The organism is Paenibacillus sp. FSL M7-1046 (assembly GCF_038007405.1).
Taxonomy (GTDB): Bacteria; Bacillota; Bacilli; order Paenibacillales; family Paenibacillaceae; genus Paenibacillus_AQ.
The window spans coordinates 22,896-45,235 of record NZ_JBBOXB010000001.1 but is presented as its reverse complement, the minus strand read 5'-3'; the positions used below and the strand labels follow the sequence as shown (position 1 = coordinate 45,235).

Below are 22,340 nucleotides of genomic sequence, written 5' to 3'. Positions count from 1 at the left end.
GCGTTAAATGTCACGAGAGGAATGCGAATAGCCATGAATAAAAATAGGTATACAGGCTTATTCTATTTAACACCATGGTTAATAGGGATTTGTTTCTTTGTAATCTACCCATTTATCATGTCATTGTATTACAGCTTTACAGACTACTCCCTGCTGGATGAGCCTGCTTTTATTGGACTGGATAATTATTCACGGATGTTTACAAGTGACCCCACCTTCTGGATATCGGTGAAAGCCACGATCAAATTTGTATTCTTTACCGTGCCTCTTAAATTAACATTTGCACTGCTTATTGCCTATATTATGAATGCTAAATTAAAGGGAATTGGATTTTTTAGAACCGCCTATTATATTCCATCTATTTTAGGTGCCAATGTAGCTATTGCAGTATTATGGCAGTTCTTATTTAAAAGTGATGGGTTAATCAATATGGCGTTAAATATGATCGGTCTGGAAAGCATCGGGTGGTTCTCTAGCGCAAGTGGAGCAATGTTTACTATTGTTTTATTACGTATTTGGCAGTTTGGTTCTGCAATGGTAATTTTTTTGAATGCGTTGTCGGAAATCCCGCAAGAATTATATGAAGCAGCATCCATTGATGGAGCTTCAAAGTTTAGACAGTTTTTTTCAGTGACAATACCCCAACTAACCCCAATTATATTCTTTAATTTAATCTTGCAGCTTGTGCAAGCCTTCCAAGAATTTGAGGGGCCATTCTTAGTTACGGGCGGAGGTCCAATGAAGAGCACCTACCTATTACCAATGTATATATACGATAGTGCATTTAAAAACTTTGAAATGGGATATTCTGGTGCTTTGTCCTGGGTGTTATTTATTATGATTATGATATTCACGGCCATCCTGTTCAAAACGTCAAGTAAATGGGTGTTTTATGCTGACGGAGGGAAATAACATGGAGCAAGCAATGAGAAAATATTTCAAATATTTCTTTTTGATAATAGGGACTTTAATTATGCTTTATCCGATTCTCTGGTTATTTGGGGCATCTTTTAAGAGTAATACAGAGATTTTTAAATCAATATGGTTTATGCCTAAGTCTTTTGATTTCACACCTTATATCGAAGGATGGAAGACTTCTAGCCAGTATACATTTGGAACCTACTTTTTAAACTCTTTTTTGATTGTAATTCCAAAAGTGTTATTAACTTTGATTTCTTGTATTCTGACTGCATATGGATTTTCAAGATTTAACTTTCCTATGAAAAAAGTGCTATTTCCGGTTATGATTGCTACTCTTTTTCTTCCGGGAATCGTTACTAGAGTACCAATGTATATTTTTTGGAAGAATGTAGATCTATTGGACACTTATATCCCTCTAATTGCCAATTCTGCATTTGCTTGTGATACATTTTTTGTATATATGTTGGTTCAATTTTTAAGAACGATTCCCGGGGAGCTGGACGAGGCAGCAACAATAGATGGGTGTAACTCTTTTAATATTTTAATTAAAGTATTGCTCCCTATTCTTAAACCTACCCTTATTACAGTAGCTTTATTCCAGTTCATGTGGACATTTACTGAGTTTCAGGGTCCTTTAATTTATATTTCTTCAGTCGAGAAGTATCCTGTTTCAATTGCGCTTCGAATGGCGATGGATACGACATCTGTTGATTTTAGCTGGAATAAAAATATTGCTATGTCAATTATAGGGTTAATACCTTCTATTATTGTATATTTCTCTGCTCAAAAGCACTTTATTGGCGGTTCTACAGCAGGCGGAATTAAAGGATGATAACAGATAAAGAACTGACCAATGCAGCAAGATATGAATGAATAGGATAGGAGATGAAGATAGATGTCACATAGGATGGAGTATCCGCGTCCACAGTTAGTTCGAGACACATGGCTTAACTTAAATGGAGTATGGCAATTTGAATTTGATGACAGGAATGTTGGAGCTGCACAGCGATGGTTTGATCCAAGTGAAAATTTTAGTCAGACCATTCAAGTTCCATTTGCTTTTCAAACCCCTGCAAGTGGAATACACGATACCTCTTTTCATGACTATGTCTGGTATAAGCGTAATTTTACACTTGATCCAGGTTGGTATAAGAAGCGTGTTGTATTACATTTTGGTGCGGTAGATTATAGAGCTTGGGTTTATGTGAATGGTCATTATATCGGCATGCACGAGGGAGGACACACTCCATTTTCTTTTGATATTACGCATGCATTAACCGGACAGGAGGAACAGGTAACTGTTCATGTTGAGGATCTTTCAAAGGATGAAACTATACCTCGGGGAAAACAGTTCTGGTTAGAGAAGCCAGCTAGCATCTGGTATACCCGCACGACAGGGATTTGGCAGACAGTGTGGCTGGAGGCGGTAAACCCTGTTTATATTCATCAGGTGAAGTTTGAGCCCGATTTAGATCAAGGGAGCATTGGAATAGAAGTTAAATCTGAGGGATATGGATCAGAAGAATTAGATTTGGATATTCGTATTTCTTTTCGAGGAGTACCTGTTATTCAGGATCAAGTACGATTGTTGCAACCAATAACAAGTAGAATGGTAGATCTATTTGGTTTGAATATATTTCGAACAAACTTTCATCATGCCGGCTGGACATGGACTCCGGAAACTCCTAATTTGTTTGATGTTGAAATGAAGCTTTACGATCATGGGGTTGAGGTGGATTGTATACAATCGTATTTCGGCATGCGGAAAGTTCATACAGAGAATGGTATGGTCTATCTGAATAACAAACCTTATTATCAAAAGCTTGTATTGGACCAAGGGTATTGGCAGGAAGGATTACTTACTGCGCCAACGGATGAACACCTGAGGAAAGATATTGAATTAGCTAAAGAATTAGGGTTTAACGGTTGCCGTAAGCATCAAAAGGTAGAGGACCCGCGATTTTTATACTGGGCAGATCGAATAGGGTTCCTTGTATGGGGAGAATGTGCTGCCAACGCCTCTTTTAATAGTGATGCTGTAGCCCGGTTAACCAAAGAATGGATTGAAATTATTGACCGTGATTTCAATCATCCATCTATTGTTGCATGGGTTCCGCTAAACGAAAGCTGGGGAATTCCGATGGTGAAATCGAATAAGAAGCAGCAGTATCACAGCTTAGCCATGTATAGTCTTATTCATTCATTGGATGATACCCGATTAGTGATATCGAATGATGGATGGGAAATGACACAAACTGACATTTGTGCGCTACACAATTATCAGCATGGCAGAGCAGATGAGCCCGATAAGTATGAAGAATTTAAGCGAATTCTTTCCACGAAGGAAACGATGCTTGCTTCAAAGCCATCAGCTCGCAATGTATATGCAGATGGTTACCAACATCGGGGAGAGCCAATCTTGTTAACTGAATTTGGTGGTATAAGCTATAAGGCTGGCGCTGACGATGGTTGGGGATATACCAGTGCACAATCTTCAGAGGATCTTGTTCTAGAATATGAAAGAATTATGAAGGCTGTATACGCTTCTAAGATTATTTATGGTTATTGTTATACGCAGTTAACAGATGTTGAGCAGGAAATTAACGGTCTATTGGCATATGATCGAACACCCAAATGCGATATGTCGTTAATTAAAGAAATTAATAGTCAATGGCATCTACGGACAGTTTAGTATATACAGTCATAGGGAAGAATGCACAAGCTTGCTTTCGGAACATATTTAATGATAAGGAGTTTATGAATCCATGACAAATGAAATACTGCTTCAAAAAATTGAACTGGTAGTAGACAAGCTTATGAATCTGGGCGGTAGCGACTATGAAAAGGATAAAACCGTGGTTCAGGCCGATACAAAATTAGGGATTGTGCAACGGGATTTCGGAATTGAAGAATGGGACTGGCCTCAGGGCGTCGGTCTCTATGGTCTTTACAAGCTGCAGAAGTATTACAGCGATCACCGCTATATGGAATTTTTTCAAAATTGGTATTCCCGTAATCTAGAGGTTGGACTGCCTTCAAAAAACATTAATACGACAGCTCCTTATTTGGCTTTGGTTCTGCTCCTGGATCAACTTGAGCCTTCCAGCCAACTGAAACAGCTATGCCGGGAACATGCGGATTGGCTCGTTCATGAGTTGCCCAAAACCAAAGAAGAAGGCTTTCAGCATACGGTCACTGCCATTGGCAATCGGGATGGAGTTCACTTGCACAATGGACAGTTATGGATTGATACGCTCTTTATGGCGGTTCTGTTTCTGAACCAGGCCGGGCGCAAGTTTAACCGGCCGGAGTGGGAGCATGAAGCTGAACACCAGATTCTGCTCCATATCAAGTATTTGTTTGACAAACATACCGGCCTGTTCTTCCACGGCTGGAGTTTCGAACGCAATGATAATTTCGGCAGTATCTTCTGGTGCCGCGGCAATTCCTGGTTCACCTATGGTATCGTCGATTACCTGGAAACTTGCCAGGATACGATTAGCCCGGGTATCCGGAAATTTCTGATTGATACGTATAAAGCTCAGGTCAATGCCTTGGTTTCACTCCAGGCGGCTTCCGGTCTTTGGCATACAGTCCTGCAGGACCGGGCCAGCTATGAAGAGGTATCCGGATCGGCCGCAATTGCCGCAGGTATTATAAAAGGCATTAAAGCCGGTATTCTGGATTCCTCATATCAGGCTGCGGCAGACAAGGCCATTCAGTCGGTATGTCAAAATATTAGCGGAGATGGAACCGTACTGAATGTGTCGGCCGGAACCGGTATGGGATTGGATAAAGATCATTACAAGAACATTACCCTCATGCCAATGGCATACGGACAGTCCTTGGCTCTTATTGCCTTGTATGAAGCTTTAAAATAAACCCTGCGTAAGCTCATTTATTCATCTCTTCTTGGATACAAATAGCCTAATCCTTGAGCATTTACGCCAAAGGATTAGGCTATTTTATCTTCTTTACCCAGTTACTCGTAAACCCGCACCTCAATAATCTCCGCATACTGGCTTCCGTTAGTCGCCCCGATCACACGCGCAGGCGATCAGTTGTACAATTTCGTTCGTTGAGAGCTTATTTGAACACCCGACGATATGACTCGCAGACTTTGAGCTTGAACTTGAATTTTGATTTTGAATTAGATCTGAAACCCAACCAAAAGGGAAAGTGACGGAGGGGAAGTTTGGAACTGGAGGAGCGAACGCGTCCGCCTTTATGGACCAATTTCTACCGCGATCAGCGGTTTGAAATCAGGAAATTGGTCCATAACAGCGGCCGGAAGTCCAAACATTCCACGTAGTTACGGCCAATTCCTAATGGAGTCTTTTCGTAGCACTTAAGGTCAGTACACAAACCTCCGCTGCGCCCAGTAGCTGAACAGGAAGATCGAAACCTCGGTCAGCAGCTTGGCGGCGACAAGCGGGATGATCAGCTTTTCATTGTAGAAATAGAGCAGCCCGTAATTGAACAGCAGCACGAGAATGACCAGCGCGAAGTATTTGGGCAGCGACTCCTGGAGCCTGGATGCCTTGCCACCGGTGAACACATATTTCCGGTTCATGGAATAGTTGAAGATGGAGCTGCACAATCTCGCGGCGGCGACTGACAGGAACAGGTTGTGGCCGAGACTCTGGAACAGGAACAACAGCGTGAAGTCGAGCAGGGCCGACAGCAGCGATGAAGTGCTGAACATTAGAATCGGCAGATAAATCCGGAAGGAGTCCACCAGAGGCCGGAAATGGGACGATTTATTATCTTCCAGATACACAGTATCAATATATTCTTCGGTAAGGGTATACCCCTCCCTATGGGCAGTCAGCAGCATGTTCATTTCATACTCAAACCGTTCCCCGGGAATCTGGCAGAGCCAGTCAAGCATCGGGAAGGAGAAGCCGCGCAGGCCGGTTTGTGTATCATAGATTTTGGTGCCTGTAGTGAGGGAAAAGACTGCCCGTGTCACCGAGTTGCCGAAACGGCTGCGCAGGGGAATGGTGCCGCTAAACCGGCGGCTGCCCAGCACAATTCCGGGAGTGGTCTGGTTCTGGAGAACCTCGACAATCCGCTTAATGTCATGAGGCAGATGCTGGCCGTCACTATCCGCGCAAACTACATAGCCGGACAGTCCGCTCTCCTGGATATACCGGAAGCCTGTCTTCAGAGCGCGTCCTTTTCCCAGGTTGGCCTCATGCGTCAGGACGGTGCAGCCGAAGGCTTCGGCCATGTCGAAGATTCCGCGGTAAGCCGGGCCGCTCCCGTCATCTACAAGGACGATCGGTCCAAGCTGATATTCTTGCAGCTGCACAATTAATTCCAGCAGTCGTTTATCTGGCTCATAGGCCGGAATAAGGATCGTCATGAGGTTACGCCCTCCTTGATATAAAGAATGTCGCTGACGCCGCGTTCCTGATTTTTGCCCAGCGGATTATTCACGACCCGTCCCATGAAATACATTGTGGATGAACCGCCGCCGTCCAGATTGTATGCTTCGGTGGCTCCGAGATCCGACATCACATCAGCAAGCTCGGCAAGGGTCATGCCCCGGCTATAGCCTTCACTGCGCCCGTCCACAACAACGAACACATAATGGTTTGGTGCAATCATGCCAATAGCGGTCCGGGGATTCGCATTCTGGATGGAACGGTTGCCGAAATTGCTGTCGATTTTGACACTGCTGAAATCACTGACGATGTTGCCGTCCTGAATCAGAATCGGCCCGAAGGAGAGGGTATTGGTGGCTCCCTGCGCCAGCAGATCGGACGAAGAAATCTCTTCCTCGTCATACGTCTTCATGGTCCCGTCATCGAACAGCGCCATCGCATCCCGCACCGGATCATCCCGGTACACCGTTCCATTGCGGATAATGACCCCATCCTCGCGGAAGCCATAGTAATCGCCGTTGATTGCAAAGACCGCATTGTTGCTGGAGGCAATCTCTGAGGTGTCCTCTATGATGTTTGTGCCAAAGCTGCTGTCGGCAAAAGCAGAGCGCAGGCTGCTTGCCTCCTTAAGCACGACATCGGCGACAAAATAAGTGATCTGGTCTGAACCGGACCCGGTCTGTACCTGGTCGATCTGGATCTGGATATCATCGCTGGAATAACTCCAGTCGTCGGAAGTCGCGTTAACCTCGGCTGCAACTGTGGTTGCTGCTGTGCTTACGCCGGCTGTGGCTGTGTCATCGGCTACGACGACTTCGACATGTTCGATCAAGTAACGGTCTGCCAGGCTATAGATCACCGTGCCGAGACTCAGGAGGACCACGATCATCACGATCAGAAGTTTGCGTTTGAAACTCCAGGGTTGTTTTTTTCGCATGTTCATCATTGAACCATCACCTCATCATGTAAGTTGTTAAGGTCATCATACCGGGGCTACCTTTAGTGAAACTGAAATAGTAACCGCACCGGACAATTGGTATACTTTAACAGAGACCCCGCCATTTCCAGCAATGATAAAGAAGGTAAAGGCTATGAATCCAGTCCGTCCCTTAAAATGGCTCCTGCCCCTTATGTAAGCTATGAACTGGGGACGGCAATCAACGCCCGGGAACAGCATTACATTTGGAGTGAATGCGATAATAGCAGGGATGGCACAGAAATGACCGCACTCGCAAAGTTCATTATTGAGATTGTAGAGTCCGGAGAGAGCTATAAAGGCTTGCCGGAGGCTAAAGGCGGTTATGAATAAACGATGATGCGATTGAGGGAACCGCTGATTTTAGCTTTTGTATCAAGGAATCTATTGCTATACTTTAACAACAAGACGGTTATTAGAGCTGCTGGGAGGTTCAGTCATGACGCATCGTATACTGCTGGTTGAGGACGATGAAGATATTAGTAGAATGGTATTTTCTTATTTGGTAAAAGAGGGCTATGAGGTGGAGACTGCATTTGATGGTGAGGCAGCGGAAAAGCTTTTTCATCGCGGCGGCACCTATGATCTGGTTCTGCTGGATCTGATGCTTCCAAAACGAAGCGGCAACGATGTGCTGCAGACGATTCGCCGGGACAGTCTGGTGCCTGTGCTGATCATGTCGGCTAAGGACAGTGATGTGGACAAGGCGCTGGGCCTTGGCTTCGGCGCGGATGATTATATTACGAAGCCGTTCTCGATGATCGAGCTGGCGGCACGGGTGAAGGCGGCGATCCGGCGGGCAGGATATGCCGCTGCTGGAAGTCCTGTTCAGGAAACAGCTGCCGTTCAGGAGCGCGCCAACACGATAGCACTGCGTGGACTCACCGTCGATCTCGATAATTTCTCGGCGCTGAAGAACGGGGAAGAGGTCAAGCTGACGGCCAAGGAGTTCCAGATTCTTAAGCTGTTCGTGAGCAGCCCCGGCCGGGTGTACACCAAAGCGCAGATTTACAGCGTCGTCTGGGAAGACGATTATTACGGGGATGAGAATGTCATTAATGTACATATGCGCAGACTGCGTGAAAAAATTGAAGATGACCCGTCAAAGCCGGAATACATCAAAACGTTATGGGGCATTGGCTATAAGCTGGGGGATGTGCTGGAATGATCGCTTTTTTGAGTGTGGCTATCCTGCTGCTGCTGCTCGTGATCCTCTGGCAGTACCTGCGTCTGCGGGAGCATTCCCGCCAGCTCGATTATATCCACACCAAACTTACGAGCATTATTGACCGGGGCTCGCACGAAAGGCTGCTTCTGTTCAATAGCAACCCTCATCTGCAAACCCTGCTAACTGATCTCAACCGGCTGCTGGACGTCAATCACAAGGGAGCGGTCGAGCTGGCCAAGCTGGAGAAGTCTATGCGCAGCATGCTGGCGAACATCTCCCATGATCTGAAGACTCCGCTGACGGTAGTGCTCGGCTATATTGAAACGATTCTCCATGACGGGAATATAACGGAAGAGGAGCAGGCGCATATTCTGCGGATGATTCATGCCAAGGCAGAAGAGGTGATCCGGCTGATGAACAGCTTTTTTGATCTGGCCAAGCTGGAGTCCGGGGATAAGCAGATCGCGCTGTCGCGGGTGGAGCTGGGCGAGGTCTGCCGGCGGAACATTCTTTCCTTTTACGATATCCTGAATGCCAAGGGCAGTGAGGTGGAGATTGGGATTCCGGATGAGGCGATGTACATGATGGGCAACGAGGAGGCGCTGGACCGGGTGCTGTCCAATCTGTTGTCTAATGCGATCAATTACGGGGATGCCGGAGGTGTGCTTGGACTCACCCTCTACAGCGCCGGAGACCAGGTGTGCATAGACGTATGGGACCGGGGCAAAGGCGTCACCGAAGGGCATCAGGATAAAGTCTTCGAACGGCTCTACACGCTGGAGGATTCCCGCAACCGTGACTATCAGGGGAGCGGCCTTGGGTTGACCATCACCAAACGGTTGACGGAGCAGATGAACGGCAGCATTACCTTACGCAGCAAACCTTACGTCAAAACGGTATTTACGCTTTCTTTTCGCAGGCTGACCTTCTAAAAACTATACTGGTCCGGCGGCTTAACCTGTACTTACGGCTGCAGCTTAAGATTTTCGTAAGAATCAGGTAATAAAAAAGAAAATTCCGCTGTGTACAATAAGAACCAGGAAGACAAACGAAGAAGCCAAAGGGGATAACGGAAATGACCACCATACTGCGTACTTGGGATTTAACCAAGGAGTATCAAGGCAAAGAGGCTGTCAAAGGCGTGAATATGAATATCAAGCAAGGCGAAATTTACGGGTTCCTGGGACCTAACGGTGCGGGCAAAACTACGGTGATGAAAATGATCACCAATCTGGTGAAGCCGACGGCGGGGGAGATTGAATTTTTTGGCGAGTTCATGACAAACCGTTCCTATGAAATGCTGAAACGTATGGGCTGCATTATTGAATATCCGGTATTCTACGACAAGCTGACGGCAAGAGAAAATCTCCAGCTGCACGGGGAGTATATGGGTTACTACGATGCCAAGGCCATGGAAGAAGCGCTGGAGCTGGTGAAGCTGAAGGGTGTGGACAAAAAGCCGGTCAAGCAGTTTTCCCTGGGGATGAAACAGCGGCTGGGCATTGCCCGGGCAGTCATGACGAAACCGGAGCTGCTCATTCTGGATGAGCCGATCAACGGGCTGGACCCCATGGGCATCAAGGAGCTGCGTGAGGTGTTCCGCATGCTGAGCCGTGAGTACGGAATGACACTGCTGATCTCCAGCCATATTCTGGGTGAAGTTGAACAGGTCGCCGACACCATCGGCATGATCCGTGACGGAATTCTGCTGGAGGAAGTGGCGATGGATACGATACGCAGCCTGAACACGCAATACATCGAACTGATTACCGGAGAGAGTAGCAAAGCGGTGTATGTTCTGGAGCACAAGCTGGGCCTCACCAACTTCAAGGTGCTCGACCCGCGGACGATCCGCATTTACGATGCCATACAGCAGCTTGAACTGAATAAAGCACTAGTAGAAGCGGGTGTGGAGCTGGAAAGCCTGAGTAAAAAGAATCATTCGCTGGAAGATCATTTTGTGGAACTGATGGGGGGTGAGGGCATTGCTTAAGCTGATACAACTGGAAATCCGTAAAAACAAACTGGCAGGCATGCTCAAAGGCGTTGCCATCGCCAACCTCGCAATTTTTGCCTTTATGCTGCTGCTTACTTACGTTGATTCTGAAGGCAGCGGCAGCGGGGAATTCAAGACTTATGCAGAGATGTTCTCCGGCCTGTATGTTTTGGTCAAGGCGACCTTTGTGGTGTTTGCTTCGGTTGTACTGAGCAAGCTGGTTATTGATGAGTATAAGAACAATACCATTACTTTGCTCTTTATGTACCCTATCTCCCGTAAAAAGCTCTTAGGTGCCAAAATTATCATCGTTTTCCTCTTTACACTGATCAGTATTTTTGTAACGGATGTTCTGATTAGCGCTCTTCTGATCGGACTTAACTCTTTCACCCATGCGATTCCGGGACAGCTGGATTTGGCTGTGATTCCTGGAGAGATGATCCGGATAGGTGCAGATGCGGCATATGCGGCAGGGATTGGACTAATTCCTTTATATATCGGAATGCGCAAGAAATCCGTACCAGCCACCATAGTTACTGCAGTGTTGCTTGTCAGCGTGAGTGCCTCCGATTTTGGTAATTTCCAGCCGGGTAATCTGGTAGGGTTCTCCATCTTCCTCAGTCTGCTTGGCGTAGCCATTGCTTACCTGTCGATCCGGAATATTGAACAGAAGGATATTGCCTGAAGGTAACCGGAAGTACAGCTTTGAGTGTTTTCATTTCCTAAGTTCCTCTGCGATGAGGTTAAGGATGGTTCAACCGTTCTTGCTTATCTGCCGGAGGGACTTTTTTGCTGCAAAACCGTTTGGCATCAATGTTTTGATGGCGACCAACTGCGGTTTTTTTGCTATAATAGTTCTTAATTCAGCAATTTTCGAGCGGAGTACAGATTGAAGTTATGGCTACAGTTTATCCGCAGTTAATGAATAGATGAAGATACAGGATTGAAGCAGCAGAGGAGGTGGGCTATGACTAAACAATGGTCTTTTATTCTGGATCGGGTGCTTTCGGAAGAAGGTGCTTATAAAGCGTTATACGATCATCACCCCGACCTGATTATTGTGCTGGACAGGCAGGGATATTATGTGGACAGCAACCGTGCTTTTGAAGTTGCCGCTGGCGCAGATCCGGAACTTCATGAGCCATCGTCTGGTTTGCGGCCAGAACCTCCCGGAGAAGAACATTTTGCTGCAGCGCTCGGAGGTATCGGCTCCGGCTTTGAACTGGAGGCGGATGAGAGCCGCGGAAGCAGCCCGGCTGCGGTTACGTATGTGCCGGTAAAAGCTGAAGAAGGGATCGCAGGCGTATTCGCCATTATCCGATATGACCAGAGCCGTGTTCTTCCTCTTCTGCTTCAGGAATGGTTCGGCAGGCTCCTGACCGGGGAAGTTTCTCCCATGGAATGGACGGATGAGCGGACACCGGGGCGTGAAGAGGAGCTTATAGAACTGGCTATGGTAGAGGAGCAGCAGAAGGCAGAGCTGGTGCTGGAGATGTCAGAGGACAGGCATCTTAGCCTGATATTCAATTCTATTGCAGCCGGAATCTTCGGGCTCGACACGTTGGGCCGGACCTTCTTTATCAACCGTGAGGGAGCAGAAATGCTGGGTTATGAGCCCTACGAGCTGAGGGGGCTTCCGTTGATGGATGTGATCCATCACATCCGTGGAGACGGGTCAAGGTACCAGCAGCATGAATGTCCGATCTGGCAGACCCTGCAGGATGGTGTCACCCGCAGTAGAGGGGATGAAATCTTCTGGCGGAAGGATGGCACCAGCTTTTTTGTCAGCTACCGGATTGCACCGCTTCTGCATAAAGGAATCATCTGCGGTGTAGTGGGCTCTTTCAGTGATATTACCAATGAACGGGAGATTCTCCGGGCCAAGGAATCAGCAGAGCAGGCGGCTCAGGCTAAGTCCGATTTCCTGGCGATGATGAGCCATGAGATCCGTACCCCGATGAACGGAATGATCGGCATGGCCGATCTGCTGCTGGAAACAGAGCTGGAAGAGGAGCAGCGCGGCTACGCCGAGATTCTGCGCAGCAGCAGCTGCAGTCTGCTGCAAATTCTAAATGACATTCTCGATTTCAGTAAAATGGAAGCCGGCAAAATGCCGCTGCTGTCGGAGAAATTTGATCTGCGCGAAATGCTGGAGAACATTATAGATTTATTCACCCCCAAAGCTGAAGAGAAAAATCTGGCGCTGCGCTGGTGGGCGGATACAAGCGTTCCGGCCATAGTGAAGACCGATCCCAGCCGCCTGCGCCAAATCATCGTCAATTTGGTCGGTAATGCGCTCAAATTCACGGAAAGTGGGAGCGTAACCTTGTCGGTGAAGAATATTCCGCTACCGGGTTCACCGGAATACCTGCTGGAATTTTCTGTCCGTGATACAGGAGTGGGAATTGCCGACAGCAAGCTGAATCTGCTCTTTCAATCCTTCTCGCAGCTGCATCCGTTCATTAACCGCAAATATGGCGGAACGGGACTGGGACTGGCCATCTGCAAGCAGCTCGTCGAGCTGATGGGCGGAACGATTTTTGTGGAGAGTGAAGAAGAACGGGGCTCGACCTTCCGCTTTATGCTGCCATTCGTCCATGAAGAAGCTGAATCAGAAGCAGAAGCGGGAATCACGCCCTACCTGTGAACAAGCCTTCTTTGTATTGAATGTTCGAACTGGATTAAACACAGACATAACAAAAACCAGCAAGCTCCGGTTATCGGGGCATTGCTGGTTTTTTTGAAAATATAAGAAGTTATATGCTTCGCGCTATAAATTATCCTTCTATTTCCCGCTGAAACGGATACCGTCCTTTTGAGGACGGCGAAGCCGTTTCCACTTGGCTGTTCAACAGTTAGTGCATATACATGAGGCCTACTGTAGCGGGTCCGCAGTGGCTGCCAATGACACAGCCGGCATGAATGACGGCAATCTCTTCAACATCGGTCTGTTCACGCAGCGCCGCCACCAAAAAGTTGGCATCCTCTTCACCCAGTGTGTGGGCTACGATGAGCAGCTCCTTATCCATTTCCCCGGCATTGGCAAGGGCATGCTGGAGCATTTGTTCCACAGCTTTCTCTTTCTTGCCGCGAACTTTGCTCACCGGTACAATCGCACCGTCAATCAGCCGCAGCACAGGCCGGATCTTCAACAGGCTGCCGATAAAATTCTGCATACCTGAACAACGTCCACCCATATATAAGTAATCCAGTGTATCCACAACAAATTCTGTCTCCACTCGGTCGCGGCATTGCTTCAGCATAGCGGCAATTTCCCTGCTGCTGTGGCCTTTGGCTGCGGCGCGAACCGCTTTCATCACTAGGAGCGCAATCCCTCCGCATAACGTCTGGGAATCAACCACTTGTACGCGTCCTTCAGGAAACTCCCCTGCAGCCAGCAGGGCATTCTGATATGTAGAGGATAAAGAAGAGGAAAGACTGATATAGACGACGTCTCCTCCGCTGCTGATGACTGGCCCAAAAGCGGCCATGAAGTCGGCGGGCGAAGGTGCAGCGGTCTTCGGCAGTGCTCCATTTGCGGCGACACGACGATACACTTCCTCAGGTGTAATGTCTACACCATCCTTGTAGGTACCGTCTTGAAATACTACATACAGCGGGACGATGCCAATATCATACGTTTCCTTCCAGCCTTGCGGCAAATCGGAAGTGCTGTCTGAAAAGATTTTTACGATAGACATGAAATTCTCCTTCACCGAATCTCGGATGACAATATGACATAATAGAATAAGCCATATAATCTGTTTATTATACCAAGCTATTGCCAATTCTCAAAATGAAAATTAATAGAGAAGGAGCTGGAAAATATGCCAATCTCTTTACACGGCTGCTTCCGGCAAGGTTTAAACAAAAAGGACTACCCTAATCGGGTAGCCCAGTTGCTTATTTCTTCATCACCGGAATCCACACTTCACAGACATAATCCTCTGCACCCGGGTCGCCTGGTGGATAAAGCTCGAATTCCGGACCACCTGCATGCTCATAGCCGGTACCCGGGAACCACTCCTGGAAAATCCGCTGCCACACATTTTGAATCGCATGCGGCATGGGGCCGACTGAGGTGAATACGGCCCAGCTTGCGGCTGGAACCACCGCGGTTTCATAGCCTTGGGGATCCGTATCCGGCGTCCCTTCCACTCCGATCCAGTAGGATAGCAGCTCTTTCTCCATGTCCATACTCATACAGATGCCAAGCCAATCTTTGCCTGTGCCGATTTCAATCAGCTTATCCGAAGTGCCGTCTGCATTGCATTCATTCCAAAACTCAGGGATTCTGCGGAAATTCTCTCCTTCCCTGGTCGTAACCTCCATTGATTTGCCGATGACGGTAAATGCGTCTTTCTCCACGATTCTGTATTCCATTTCCTGATCTCCCTTCAATGATAGATGGAAGGAGAGGCGGGGGAATGCTTTGAGCTGTACACCCGGTTCACGCGCGGCGGAGGGGGTCAGTCCATGCGCTTTGCGGAACGCTTTGGCGAAGGCTTCCGGGGAGTCATATCCATATTTCAGCGCTACATCCAGCACCTTGATTTTGGAAATGGCCAGCTCCTGGGCGGCCAAAGTCAATCTGCGCTTGCGGATATAGTCTGCCACCGTTACCCCTGTCAGCATGCCGAACATGCGCTGGAAATGAAAAGGGGAGACATGAGCCACCTTAGCCACTTCTTCTATGCGCAGGGGTTCGGTCATTTTGCTCTCCATATAATCCAAGGCATTTTTCATTCGGATCAGCCATTCCACGTTTGCCATCTCCCTTTTGCATTTATACTATCATGAGCCAGTCAATCAAGCCTGTTATTCTCTGCTCATTAATGACAGGTTAACACAAATCGGGTGTATGCTATAGACGAATTTGATAGACCCGGGCTTCATAAGGCCGCAAGGTTGCAAGGCTGGCAGCATCCGGCTCTCCCGGATAGTTGCCGATAATGATGCTGGTTACAGCCGCCAGCTCAGCAGGAAGATCAACCGGCTGCGGGTCAGCGCTGAAATTCAGCAGAATAAGCCACTGTTCATCGTCTAACGTCCGGGTATAGGCATAAATGTATTCATGCTCCGTCAGCAGCAGCTTATATTCGCCGTAAGCCATAATCTGATGTTCTTTACGCAAGCTAATCAGCTTCTGGTAATAATAAAACACGGAATCCGGATCAGCCAGTGCCTGCTCTACATTGATATCTTGGTAGTTCGGGTTAAGCTTCAGCCATGGCGCGCCCTGAGTGAAACCTGCATTTGCGGAGGCATCCCACTGCATCGGAGTGCGGGCATTGTCCCGGCCTTTCGTGTGGATAGCCTGTAGGATCGTCTCATGCTCCGCGCCGCCTTCCGTGACCCTTTCCCGGTACATATTCAGGATCTCGATATCCTTATAATCTTCCAGCACAGGGAATTTCACATTCGTCATGCCGATTTCTTCGCCTTGATAGATGTAGGGGGTGCCTTTCAGCGTATGCAGCAGTGTAGCCAGCATTTTGGCCGACAGAACACGGTATTCACCATCATTGCCGAACCGGGAGACCATCCGCGGCTGGTCATGATTATTCAGGTACAGGCTGTTCCAGCCGCGTTCGGCTAAGCCAACCTGCCATTTATGCAGAATGTCGCGCAAGCCTTTGAGGCTCCAAGGGGTGACATCCCATTTGCCGCCGGGCCCGGAGTCCACATCCATATGTTCAAATTGGAACACCATCTGCAGCTCCTGCCGGTCTTCGGCAGTGTACAGAATTGCATCCTCTACACTGGCCCCTGGAGTTTCGCCAACCGTCATCACCTCATATTTGGAGAGAACCTCACGGTTCATTTCTTGCAAATATTCATGGACCCGCGGGCCGTTCATAAAATATTCGCCGCCACCGGCCAGCTCTCCCGGAGCCAGACCCTCTCTGTGAGCGGAAGGAAGGCCTTCCACCTTGGAGATCATATTAATGACGTCCATCCGTAAGCCATCGACACCTTTGTCGAGCCAGAACGCGATCATTTTGTAGAGGGCTTCGCGAAGCTGCGGATTCTCCCAGTTGAGATCCGGCTGCTTGCGGGAGAACAGATGAAGATAATATTCTCCGGTAGCTTCATCCAGCTCCCAGGCCGGACCGCTGAAGACGGAGCTCCAATTGTTGGGCCGTTCGCCGTTTGGTCCGCCGGGCCGCCAAATATAATAATCGCGGTAAGGGTTGTCCAGGGAGGAACGGGATTCGGCAAACCATGCGTGTTCATCTGAGGAATGGTTGATCACAAGGTCCATCATCAGCTTGATGCCGCGTTCATGAAGTCCGGCCAGAAGCTCCTCCCAGTCCTTCAAAGTGCCGAACTCATCCATAATATCCTCGTAATCGCTAATGTCATAACCATTGTCGTCGTTGGGGGATTTATAGACCGGGGACAGCCAGACAACATCGACGCCGAGCTTCTGCAAATAATCGAGGCGGGAGATAATCCCTTGCAGATCCCCGATTCCGTCTCCGTTGCTGTCCTGGAAGCTGCGAGGGTAGATTTGATAGACTACGGCTTCTTTCCAAAAGGCTTTTTTCATTTTAAACGACTCCTTTGAGTGATTTTATAATGAAACCATAATGAATAATAAAAGATATAGGATGAACTTAAAAAGATCTTAGTGGGCAGCATCAAGAAATCCAAACATAACAGCGGCCGGAAGTCCAAACATTCCCCGGAGATACGGCGTAAGCCCATTCTGCAGATTTTTGAGTTTAACCTATAAAAACAACCCCGAAGGAGATTGAAGCCTCCGGGGCCGGTTATAGGAATTATGCCGTGACGGTGGAGCCTTCAGCAGTGACGCTGCTGAGTCCGTTCACAGTATACTCCTTGCCGTGAATCGTGATGGACGCCGGAATATCGGTTTCATTGACAACCGTAACCTGTACATCGGTAACAATGACTTTAAGCCGCGAACCGCGGAACATGATCTTGAAGGAATACGAAGTCCAGTGTCCCGGGTTGGAAGGCTTAAGGATCAAGCGGTCTTCCTGAACGCGCAGTCCGCCGAAGCCGTGTACAATCGACATCCAGGTTCCCGCCATGCTTGTAGTATGGCAGCCGTCTTCCGTGTCATTGTTGTAATTGTCGAGATCCAGTCTCGAAGTCCGCAGGTACATTTCATAAGCCTTATCCTTATACCCCAGCTCGCAGGCAAGAATCGCATGGATACATGGGGAGAGGGAGGATTCATGCACGGTAATCGGCTCGTAGAAGTCGAAATTCCGTTTCTTGGTGTCCAGATCGTAACGGTCGCCAAGGAAATATAAACCTTGCAGCACATCGGCCTGTTTAATGAAGCAGGAACGCAGAATGCGGTCCCAGGACCATTTTTGATTCAGCGGCAGATTCTCTGGCAGAACATCCTTCACCTGAATGATCTCTTTATCGAGGAAGCCGTCCTGCTGCAGGAAGATGCCGCGTTCTTCATCGGCCGGATAGTACATTTTGGCGATGATTTCATTCCATTGTGTGGTTTCGCTGTCCAGAAGCCCCAGCTTATCGGCAAGCTCTGCATACCGGGAAGCCTCGTTCTCCTGCAGATATGCCAATGCTTCCAGCGTGTATTCCATCGTCCAGGCAGCAATCCGGTTTGTATACCAGTTGTTGTTGACGTTATTCTCGTATTCATTAGGTCCGGTTACGCCGAGCATCACATATTTGTCCTTGTGCGCCACGTAGTGAACGCGTTCTTCCCAGAAGCGGGAGATTTCCACAAGCACTTCAAGACCATATTGGCCGAGATAAGCTTTGTCCCCGGTGTAATTAACGTAGTTGTAAATCGCATAGGCAATCGCGCCGTTACGGTGAATTTCTTCGAACGTGATTTCCCACTCATTGTGGCATTCTTCACCGTTCATCGTCACCATCGGGTACAGTGCACCTTTTTTATAACCAAGCTTAAGCGCATTTTCTTTGGCTTTTTCCAGATGTTTGTAACGGTAAATCAGCAGGTTGCGGGAGATTGAAGAATCCGCTGTACTTAAGTAGAACGGCACACAGTAAGCTTCTGTATCCCAATAGGTGCTGCCGCCGTATTTTTCCCCGGTAAAGCCTTTGGGTCCGATGTTCAGACGGTCATCTTCACCGGTGTAGGTCTGGTTAAGCTGGAAAATGTTAAAACGGATCGCCTGTTGTGCCGACACATCACCTTCAATGATAATGTCGCTTTCCTTCCATTTATCTCCCCACGCAGTAGCCTGTTCGGTCAAAAGTGCAACGAATCCGGCTTCCTGGGCGCTTTGCAGTGCCGTCTGCGCAGCATCAACCAGCTGTCCCAGGCCGTAATTGCGGGAAGTGACATTGGCAGCATATTTATAGATGACAACCTGATCGCCGGTTTGCACGGGGATAGTTACCGTACTGCCCACATATTTCTCCTGCTCGGTGACTTCAGCTTCTGCAGTAAGCTTTTCGCCATTGACCAGAATATCAAAGACAAATGCCGAGGTGACGTGAAAATCAAGTTTTTTCGTCTTCAGGGTGAGGTATCCGCCGTCCGGCTCGCCTTTCTTCTCCACTTCGTTCCAGAATTTCTCGTCATAGTTGGCATCCTTGTTCTTGATGTCGCCGTCAAGGTAAGGCGTAACGGTAAGCTTTCCGGTAAAATTCACCGGAATGATCGAATAGCGGATCGCGCCGATCTCACGGCGGGCCATGCTGACGATGCGGATACTTTCCACCTTAACTTCCTTGCCGTCCTCAAGAGTGGCGGTGAAGCTGCGGGAAAGTGTGCCTTCCTTCATGTTGAGCACCCGGCGGAACTCAGTAACGGTGCAGGTAGCCAAATCCAGCGGTGTGCCGTCGATGTCGATGTTAATGCCAATCCAGTTGGTGCTGTTCAGCACTTTGGCAAAATACTCCGGATAGCCGTTTTTCCACCAGCCGACCCGGGTTTTGTCCGGATAATACACACCGGCCATGTAGCTGCCTTGCAGGCTGTGTCCGCTGTATTTCTCTTCAAAGTTGGCTCTTCCGCCCATATATCCGTTTCCGATGCTAAATACGCTCTCAGAAATTTCTTGGGTCTGGGGATCGAAGGATTCTTCAATGATTGACCATTCATCAATTTTTAAATATTGCTTCATTATTACCGGCTCCTTTTTAGGTGGGGATGATATAAATGGAACTATGAGTTCGACTATTCAGGTTACGTGCTGGCTGCCCCTCGGGCGAATGGATGTTACGATCGCTGTTGTCCCCGGATGCTCGGAAATGGGGGTATTGGGCAAGCATCCGGGGACAAAGACGAACGCAGGGTCTTCTTCGAAGGTCCGTCCGCCTTCACTGCTGCTCAGCGTAACTTTGTTCTCACATATAGTTCAGGTAAATAGAGTAGGGCAAAAGACAATTCACAGGGTTGCTGATAGATGTTAATGTTCGTCAAACCGTTGCAAAAGATTCCCGCAATTCCGTAACGCTGATCTGCTGGAGAGAAGGCACAACGATGTTCGCTGCCCCCAGTGTTGCAGGAGAACCGATGCCTACGCTGCGCATACCGGCGCGGGTGGCAGCGAGGATTCCGGCCTCGGCGTCCTCAAAGACCACGCAGTGCTCAGGGGATACGGCGAGTGCCTGGGCCCCCAGCAGGAACACTTCAGGATCAGGTTTGGCCGCGCTGGTATGTGTGCCGTCGATGATCGCATCGAAATACGGTGTCAGACCGGTGTTATTCAAGATGGTCATCGCGTTTTTGCTGGCGGAGCCAAGGGCGACTTTGATGCCGGATTCCCGGCATTTCTTCAGAAAGTCCAGGGCACCAGGCAGAATCTCCGAGCTGTCCATCTTGGCGATGTATTCGACATAGCGGTTGTTTTTTTGCTCGGCCAGCCGGGCTTTTTCCGCCTCGTCCAGTGAAAGTCCGCCGATTTCCAGCAGAATATCCAGTGAAGCGGCGCGGCTGACACCCTTAAGGCGTTCGTTATCCTGTTCGGTGAATTCAAACCCAAGGGTTTCCGCGAGTTCTCTCCAGGCGATAAAATGATATTTGGCAGTGTCGACGATCACACCGTCCAAATCGAACAGGCAGGCTTTAATTTCTGACATGTTGATCCTCCTAAAAGTTTTGTAAGCATAGCTTCCTTGAATCGACTAGCTATTTTGACGGATATATTGCGGTTTATAAGTAGCGCAAACGTTTGAACAAAGTTCGAAAAAATAAATGAAGCACTTTCGCTTCATTTATTCTTGTGACCTGATCATTTCTTCCCTGGAGCATACATAGATGACTCTCTAACGATCAAGCGGTGGGGAATGACAAAACGGTTCGTATATCCTGCCTGAATACCCGGCTTCTTGATGCTTTGGATCAGCACTTGGGAGGCCGTATAGCCAAGATGATAAATTCCGATGTCGATGCTGCTGATCGGCGGGCTGGACAGTTCCGATAGTGGGATGTTGTTAAAGCTGACAATCGCCAAATCTTCCGGAACCTTGTATTTCAGTTCATTCAGTCCGCGCAATACTCCGAAAGAGACCATATCGTCCACTGCAACAAGTGCTGTTGGACGGTTCGGGAGATTCATGAAAAATGACATCGCCCTATATCCGCTGTCCTGCAGAAACTCGCCCTCTACAATCCACTCTGTACGCATCTCCAGGCCACTGTTCAGCATGGCTTTGCGGTATCCTTCGAGGCGGTCGCGTGAAACGATGAGGTTAGGCGGTCCGCTGACAAAACCAATGCGTTCATGTCCCATGGAGATTAGGTGGTTTGTAGCGTCGTAAGCGGCCATGACATTATCATTATCCACGGATAAAATATCCTCATAGCGGTCGCTTCGCCCAACAAGCACGAAGGGGTAGCCGCCTGATTCCAGAAAATCAATAACCGCATCATCTTTGCGTGAATACAGCAGAATAACGCCATCAACACGGCGGCCCTTCAATAGGCGGGAAACAGCCTCAAGCTCTTCCTTTTCGTTTGCTCCGGAGCTAATCAACACATCATAACCGGATCGGCTCGATTGAGTCACAATCCCTCTGATTAATTCCATAAAAAACAGATTGGAGAACAGCTCCTCAGCCGGTTTCGGTAAGATGATGCAAATGCTGTTAGTGGTCTTCGAAACGAGGCTTTTAGCCATCATATTCGGAGTGTAGCCCATTTCCTCCATAATCACTTTGACCTTGCGGGAAGTTTCTAGGCTGATTCTGGGATGACCTGACAACACCCGGGATACAGTGGAGGGAGAAACTCCCGCTTTCTTAGCCACGTCCTTGATGGTAACTGTCATAGAAACCTCCTCATGGAACCGTTTGCTTTACAAAGTAATATTAATCGAAGTGCTGTAAATTGTAAATAGACAAAGTCTTTCTAAAAGCCCTTTAGAGCCGATTTGGGAATAAGGGCTAGAACCTTCGCTTTAAATTTGCACATTTCCACAAATGAAATGGAAAAATATAAAAAATATTTGTATATGATGTAAAAATGCTGCCGGGTAAGCTGAAATGTAAAGTCATACAATGCGCAAACGGTTTTTCTTTAAAAGTCTTACGCTACATATGTTTATTCTATTATTGATGATGCAAATCTGTGCAATAAATGGCATTACTGCAGGCCTATTAGTATGAACTTTCTGTCCCGGCTGACGGGTGATTTAGCAATTTATTTTTTTGGTTGACAACAAGTTGAGACTAAGATTAGTATGTTAAACAAGGTATAAAAGCGCTTACAAGCGCTTATTTTGTGCAACATGTCTGCTGCACAAAATAAAGTTTGCAGTGAATGTGTAGGTTTGTTATTTTTGCAAACGTTTGCGCAATGAATTCAAAATTGAAATCTATAAGGGGGTGTCATTCCATCAGGCTTTAGAAGCATGAAATGTTGGATCAAGGAATAAGAAATCAGTGTTATCTCTGTTCAGGAATCGA

General features: G+C 47.9%; 18 protein-coding genes. 10 read left to right on the top strand and 8 right to left on the bottom strand.

The window, feature by feature from the left end; genetic code table 11:
* Window positions 1-33 precede the first annotated feature (33 nt).
* From NYE29_RS00130 to NYE29_RS00115, 4 genes are all read left to right on the top strand, one after another.
* Window positions 34-912, top strand: a complete 879-nt coding sequence (locus tag NYE29_RS00130; protein WP_076113073.1) for a carbohydrate ABC transporter permease — start codon at window positions 34-36, stop codon at window positions 910-912.
* Window position 913: 1 nt separating this feature from the next.
* Window positions 914-1,753, top strand: a complete 840-nt coding sequence (locus NYE29_RS00125; protein WP_340893715.1) for a carbohydrate ABC transporter permease — start codon at window positions 914-916, stop codon at window positions 1,751-1,753.
* A gap of 63 nt (window positions 1,754-1,816) precedes the next feature.
* Entirely contained in the window at window positions 1,817-3,613 is a 1,797-nt protein-coding gene (locus tag NYE29_RS00120) for a glycoside hydrolase family 2 protein (RefSeq protein WP_340893714.1), read from the top strand.
* 73 nt (window positions 3,614-3,686) lie between these two features.
* Window positions 3,687-4,802: a glycoside hydrolase family 88/105 protein gene (locus tag NYE29_RS00115; RefSeq protein WP_340893713.1), complete on the top strand. Its 1,116-nt coding sequence runs from the start codon at window positions 3,687-3,689 to the stop codon at window positions 4,800-4,802.
* Window positions 4,803-5,275: 473 nt separating this feature from the next.
* On the opposite strand, the gene NYE29_RS00110 is transcribed toward NYE29_RS00115, so the two are convergent.
* Entirely contained in the window at window positions 5,276-6,289 is a 1,014-nt protein-coding gene (locus NYE29_RS00110) for a bifunctional glycosyltransferase family 2/GtrA family protein (protein ID WP_340893712.1), read from the bottom strand.
* Window positions 6,286-7,248 carry a phosphodiester glycosidase family protein gene (locus tag NYE29_RS00105; protein ID WP_340893711.1) on the bottom strand — a complete coding sequence of 321 codons (963 nt, stop codon included), beginning with the start codon at window positions 7,246-7,248 and terminating at the stop codon, window positions 6,286-6,288. The genes NYE29_RS00110 and NYE29_RS00105 overlap by 4 nt, the downstream gene beginning before the upstream one ends.
* Window positions 7,249-7,344: 96 nt before the next feature.
* On the opposite strand from NYE29_RS00105, the gene NYE29_RS00100 reads away from it, so the two are divergent.
* The 6 genes from NYE29_RS00100 (at window position 7,345) to NYE29_RS00075 (ending at window position 13,098) form a co-directional block, all read left to right on the top strand.
* A complete protein-coding gene (locus NYE29_RS00100; RefSeq protein ID WP_340893709.1) occupies window positions 7,345-7,620 on the top strand; it encodes a hypothetical protein in 276 nt (91 codons plus the stop codon).
* Between the two features lie 106 nt (window positions 7,621-7,726).
* Entirely contained in the window at window positions 7,727-8,455 is a 729-nt protein-coding gene (locus NYE29_RS00095) for a response regulator transcription factor (protein WP_076113080.1), read from the top strand.
* Complete coding sequence (locus NYE29_RS00090) at window positions 8,452-9,387, top strand: sensor histidine kinase (RefSeq protein WP_340893707.1); 936 nt, start codon at window positions 8,452-8,454, stop codon at window positions 9,385-9,387. The genes NYE29_RS00095 and NYE29_RS00090 overlap by 4 nt, the downstream gene beginning before the upstream one ends.
* Window positions 9,388-9,530: 143 nt before the next feature.
* Window positions 9,531-10,448 carry an ABC transporter ATP-binding protein gene (locus NYE29_RS00085; protein WP_340893706.1) on the top strand — a complete coding sequence of 306 codons (918 nt, stop codon included), beginning with the start codon at window positions 9,531-9,533 and terminating at the stop codon, window positions 10,446-10,448.
* A complete protein-coding gene (locus NYE29_RS00080; protein ID WP_340893704.1) occupies window positions 10,441-11,136 on the top strand; it encodes an ABC transporter permease in 696 nt (231 codons plus the stop codon). Before NYE29_RS00085 ends, NYE29_RS00080 begins: the two co-directional genes overlap by 8 nt.
* A gap of 282 nt (window positions 11,137-11,418) precedes the next feature.
* Window positions 11,419-13,098 carry an ATP-binding protein gene (locus NYE29_RS00075; RefSeq protein ID WP_340893701.1) on the top strand — a complete coding sequence of 560 codons (1,680 nt, stop codon included), beginning with the start codon at window positions 11,419-11,421 and terminating at the stop codon, window positions 13,096-13,098.
* 208 nt (window positions 13,099-13,306) lie between these two features.
* Here the strand turns inward: NYE29_RS00075 and NYE29_RS00070 are convergent, their stop codons facing one another.
* The 6 genes from NYE29_RS00070 to NYE29_RS00045 all read right to left on the bottom strand — a co-directional run bounded on the left by NYE29_RS00070 (window position 13,307) and on the right by NYE29_RS00045 (window position 21,703).
* A complete protein-coding gene (locus NYE29_RS00070) occupies window positions 13,307-14,152 on the bottom strand; it encodes a DegV family protein (RefSeq protein WP_038588465.1) in 846 nt (281 codons plus the stop codon).
* A gap of 202 nt (window positions 14,153-14,354) precedes the next feature.
* Window positions 14,355-15,197 (bottom strand): AraC family transcriptional regulator, encoded by an 843-nt coding sequence (locus tag NYE29_RS00065; RefSeq protein WP_340893694.1) that lies wholly within the window; start codon window positions 15,195-15,197, stop codon window positions 14,355-14,357.
* Window positions 15,198-15,315: 118 nt separating this feature from the next.
* Window positions 15,316-17,004 carry a glycoside hydrolase family 13 protein gene (locus NYE29_RS00060; RefSeq protein WP_340893693.1) on the bottom strand — a complete coding sequence of 563 codons (1,689 nt, stop codon included), beginning with the start codon at window positions 17,002-17,004 and terminating at the stop codon, window positions 15,316-15,318.
* A gap of 232 nt (window positions 17,005-17,236) precedes the next feature.
* On the bottom strand, window positions 17,237-19,555 hold the full coding sequence (locus NYE29_RS00055) for a glycoside hydrolase family 65 protein (RefSeq protein ID WP_076113086.1): 2,319 nt from the start codon (window positions 19,553-19,555) through the stop codon (window positions 17,237-17,239).
* Window positions 19,556-19,850: 295 nt separating this feature from the next.
* The gene (gene pgmB, locus NYE29_RS00050; protein ID WP_076113087.1) at window positions 19,851-20,513 is read right to left on the bottom strand and encodes a beta-phosphoglucomutase; all 663 of its coding nucleotides are present in this window, start codon (window positions 20,511-20,513) and stop codon (window positions 19,851-19,853) included.
* A 152-nt stretch (window positions 20,514-20,665) separates the two neighbouring features.
* Entirely contained in the window at window positions 20,666-21,703 is a 1,038-nt protein-coding gene (locus NYE29_RS00045) for a LacI family DNA-binding transcriptional regulator (RefSeq protein ID WP_076113088.1), read from the bottom strand.
* Window positions 21,704-22,340: the final 637 nt, after the last annotated feature.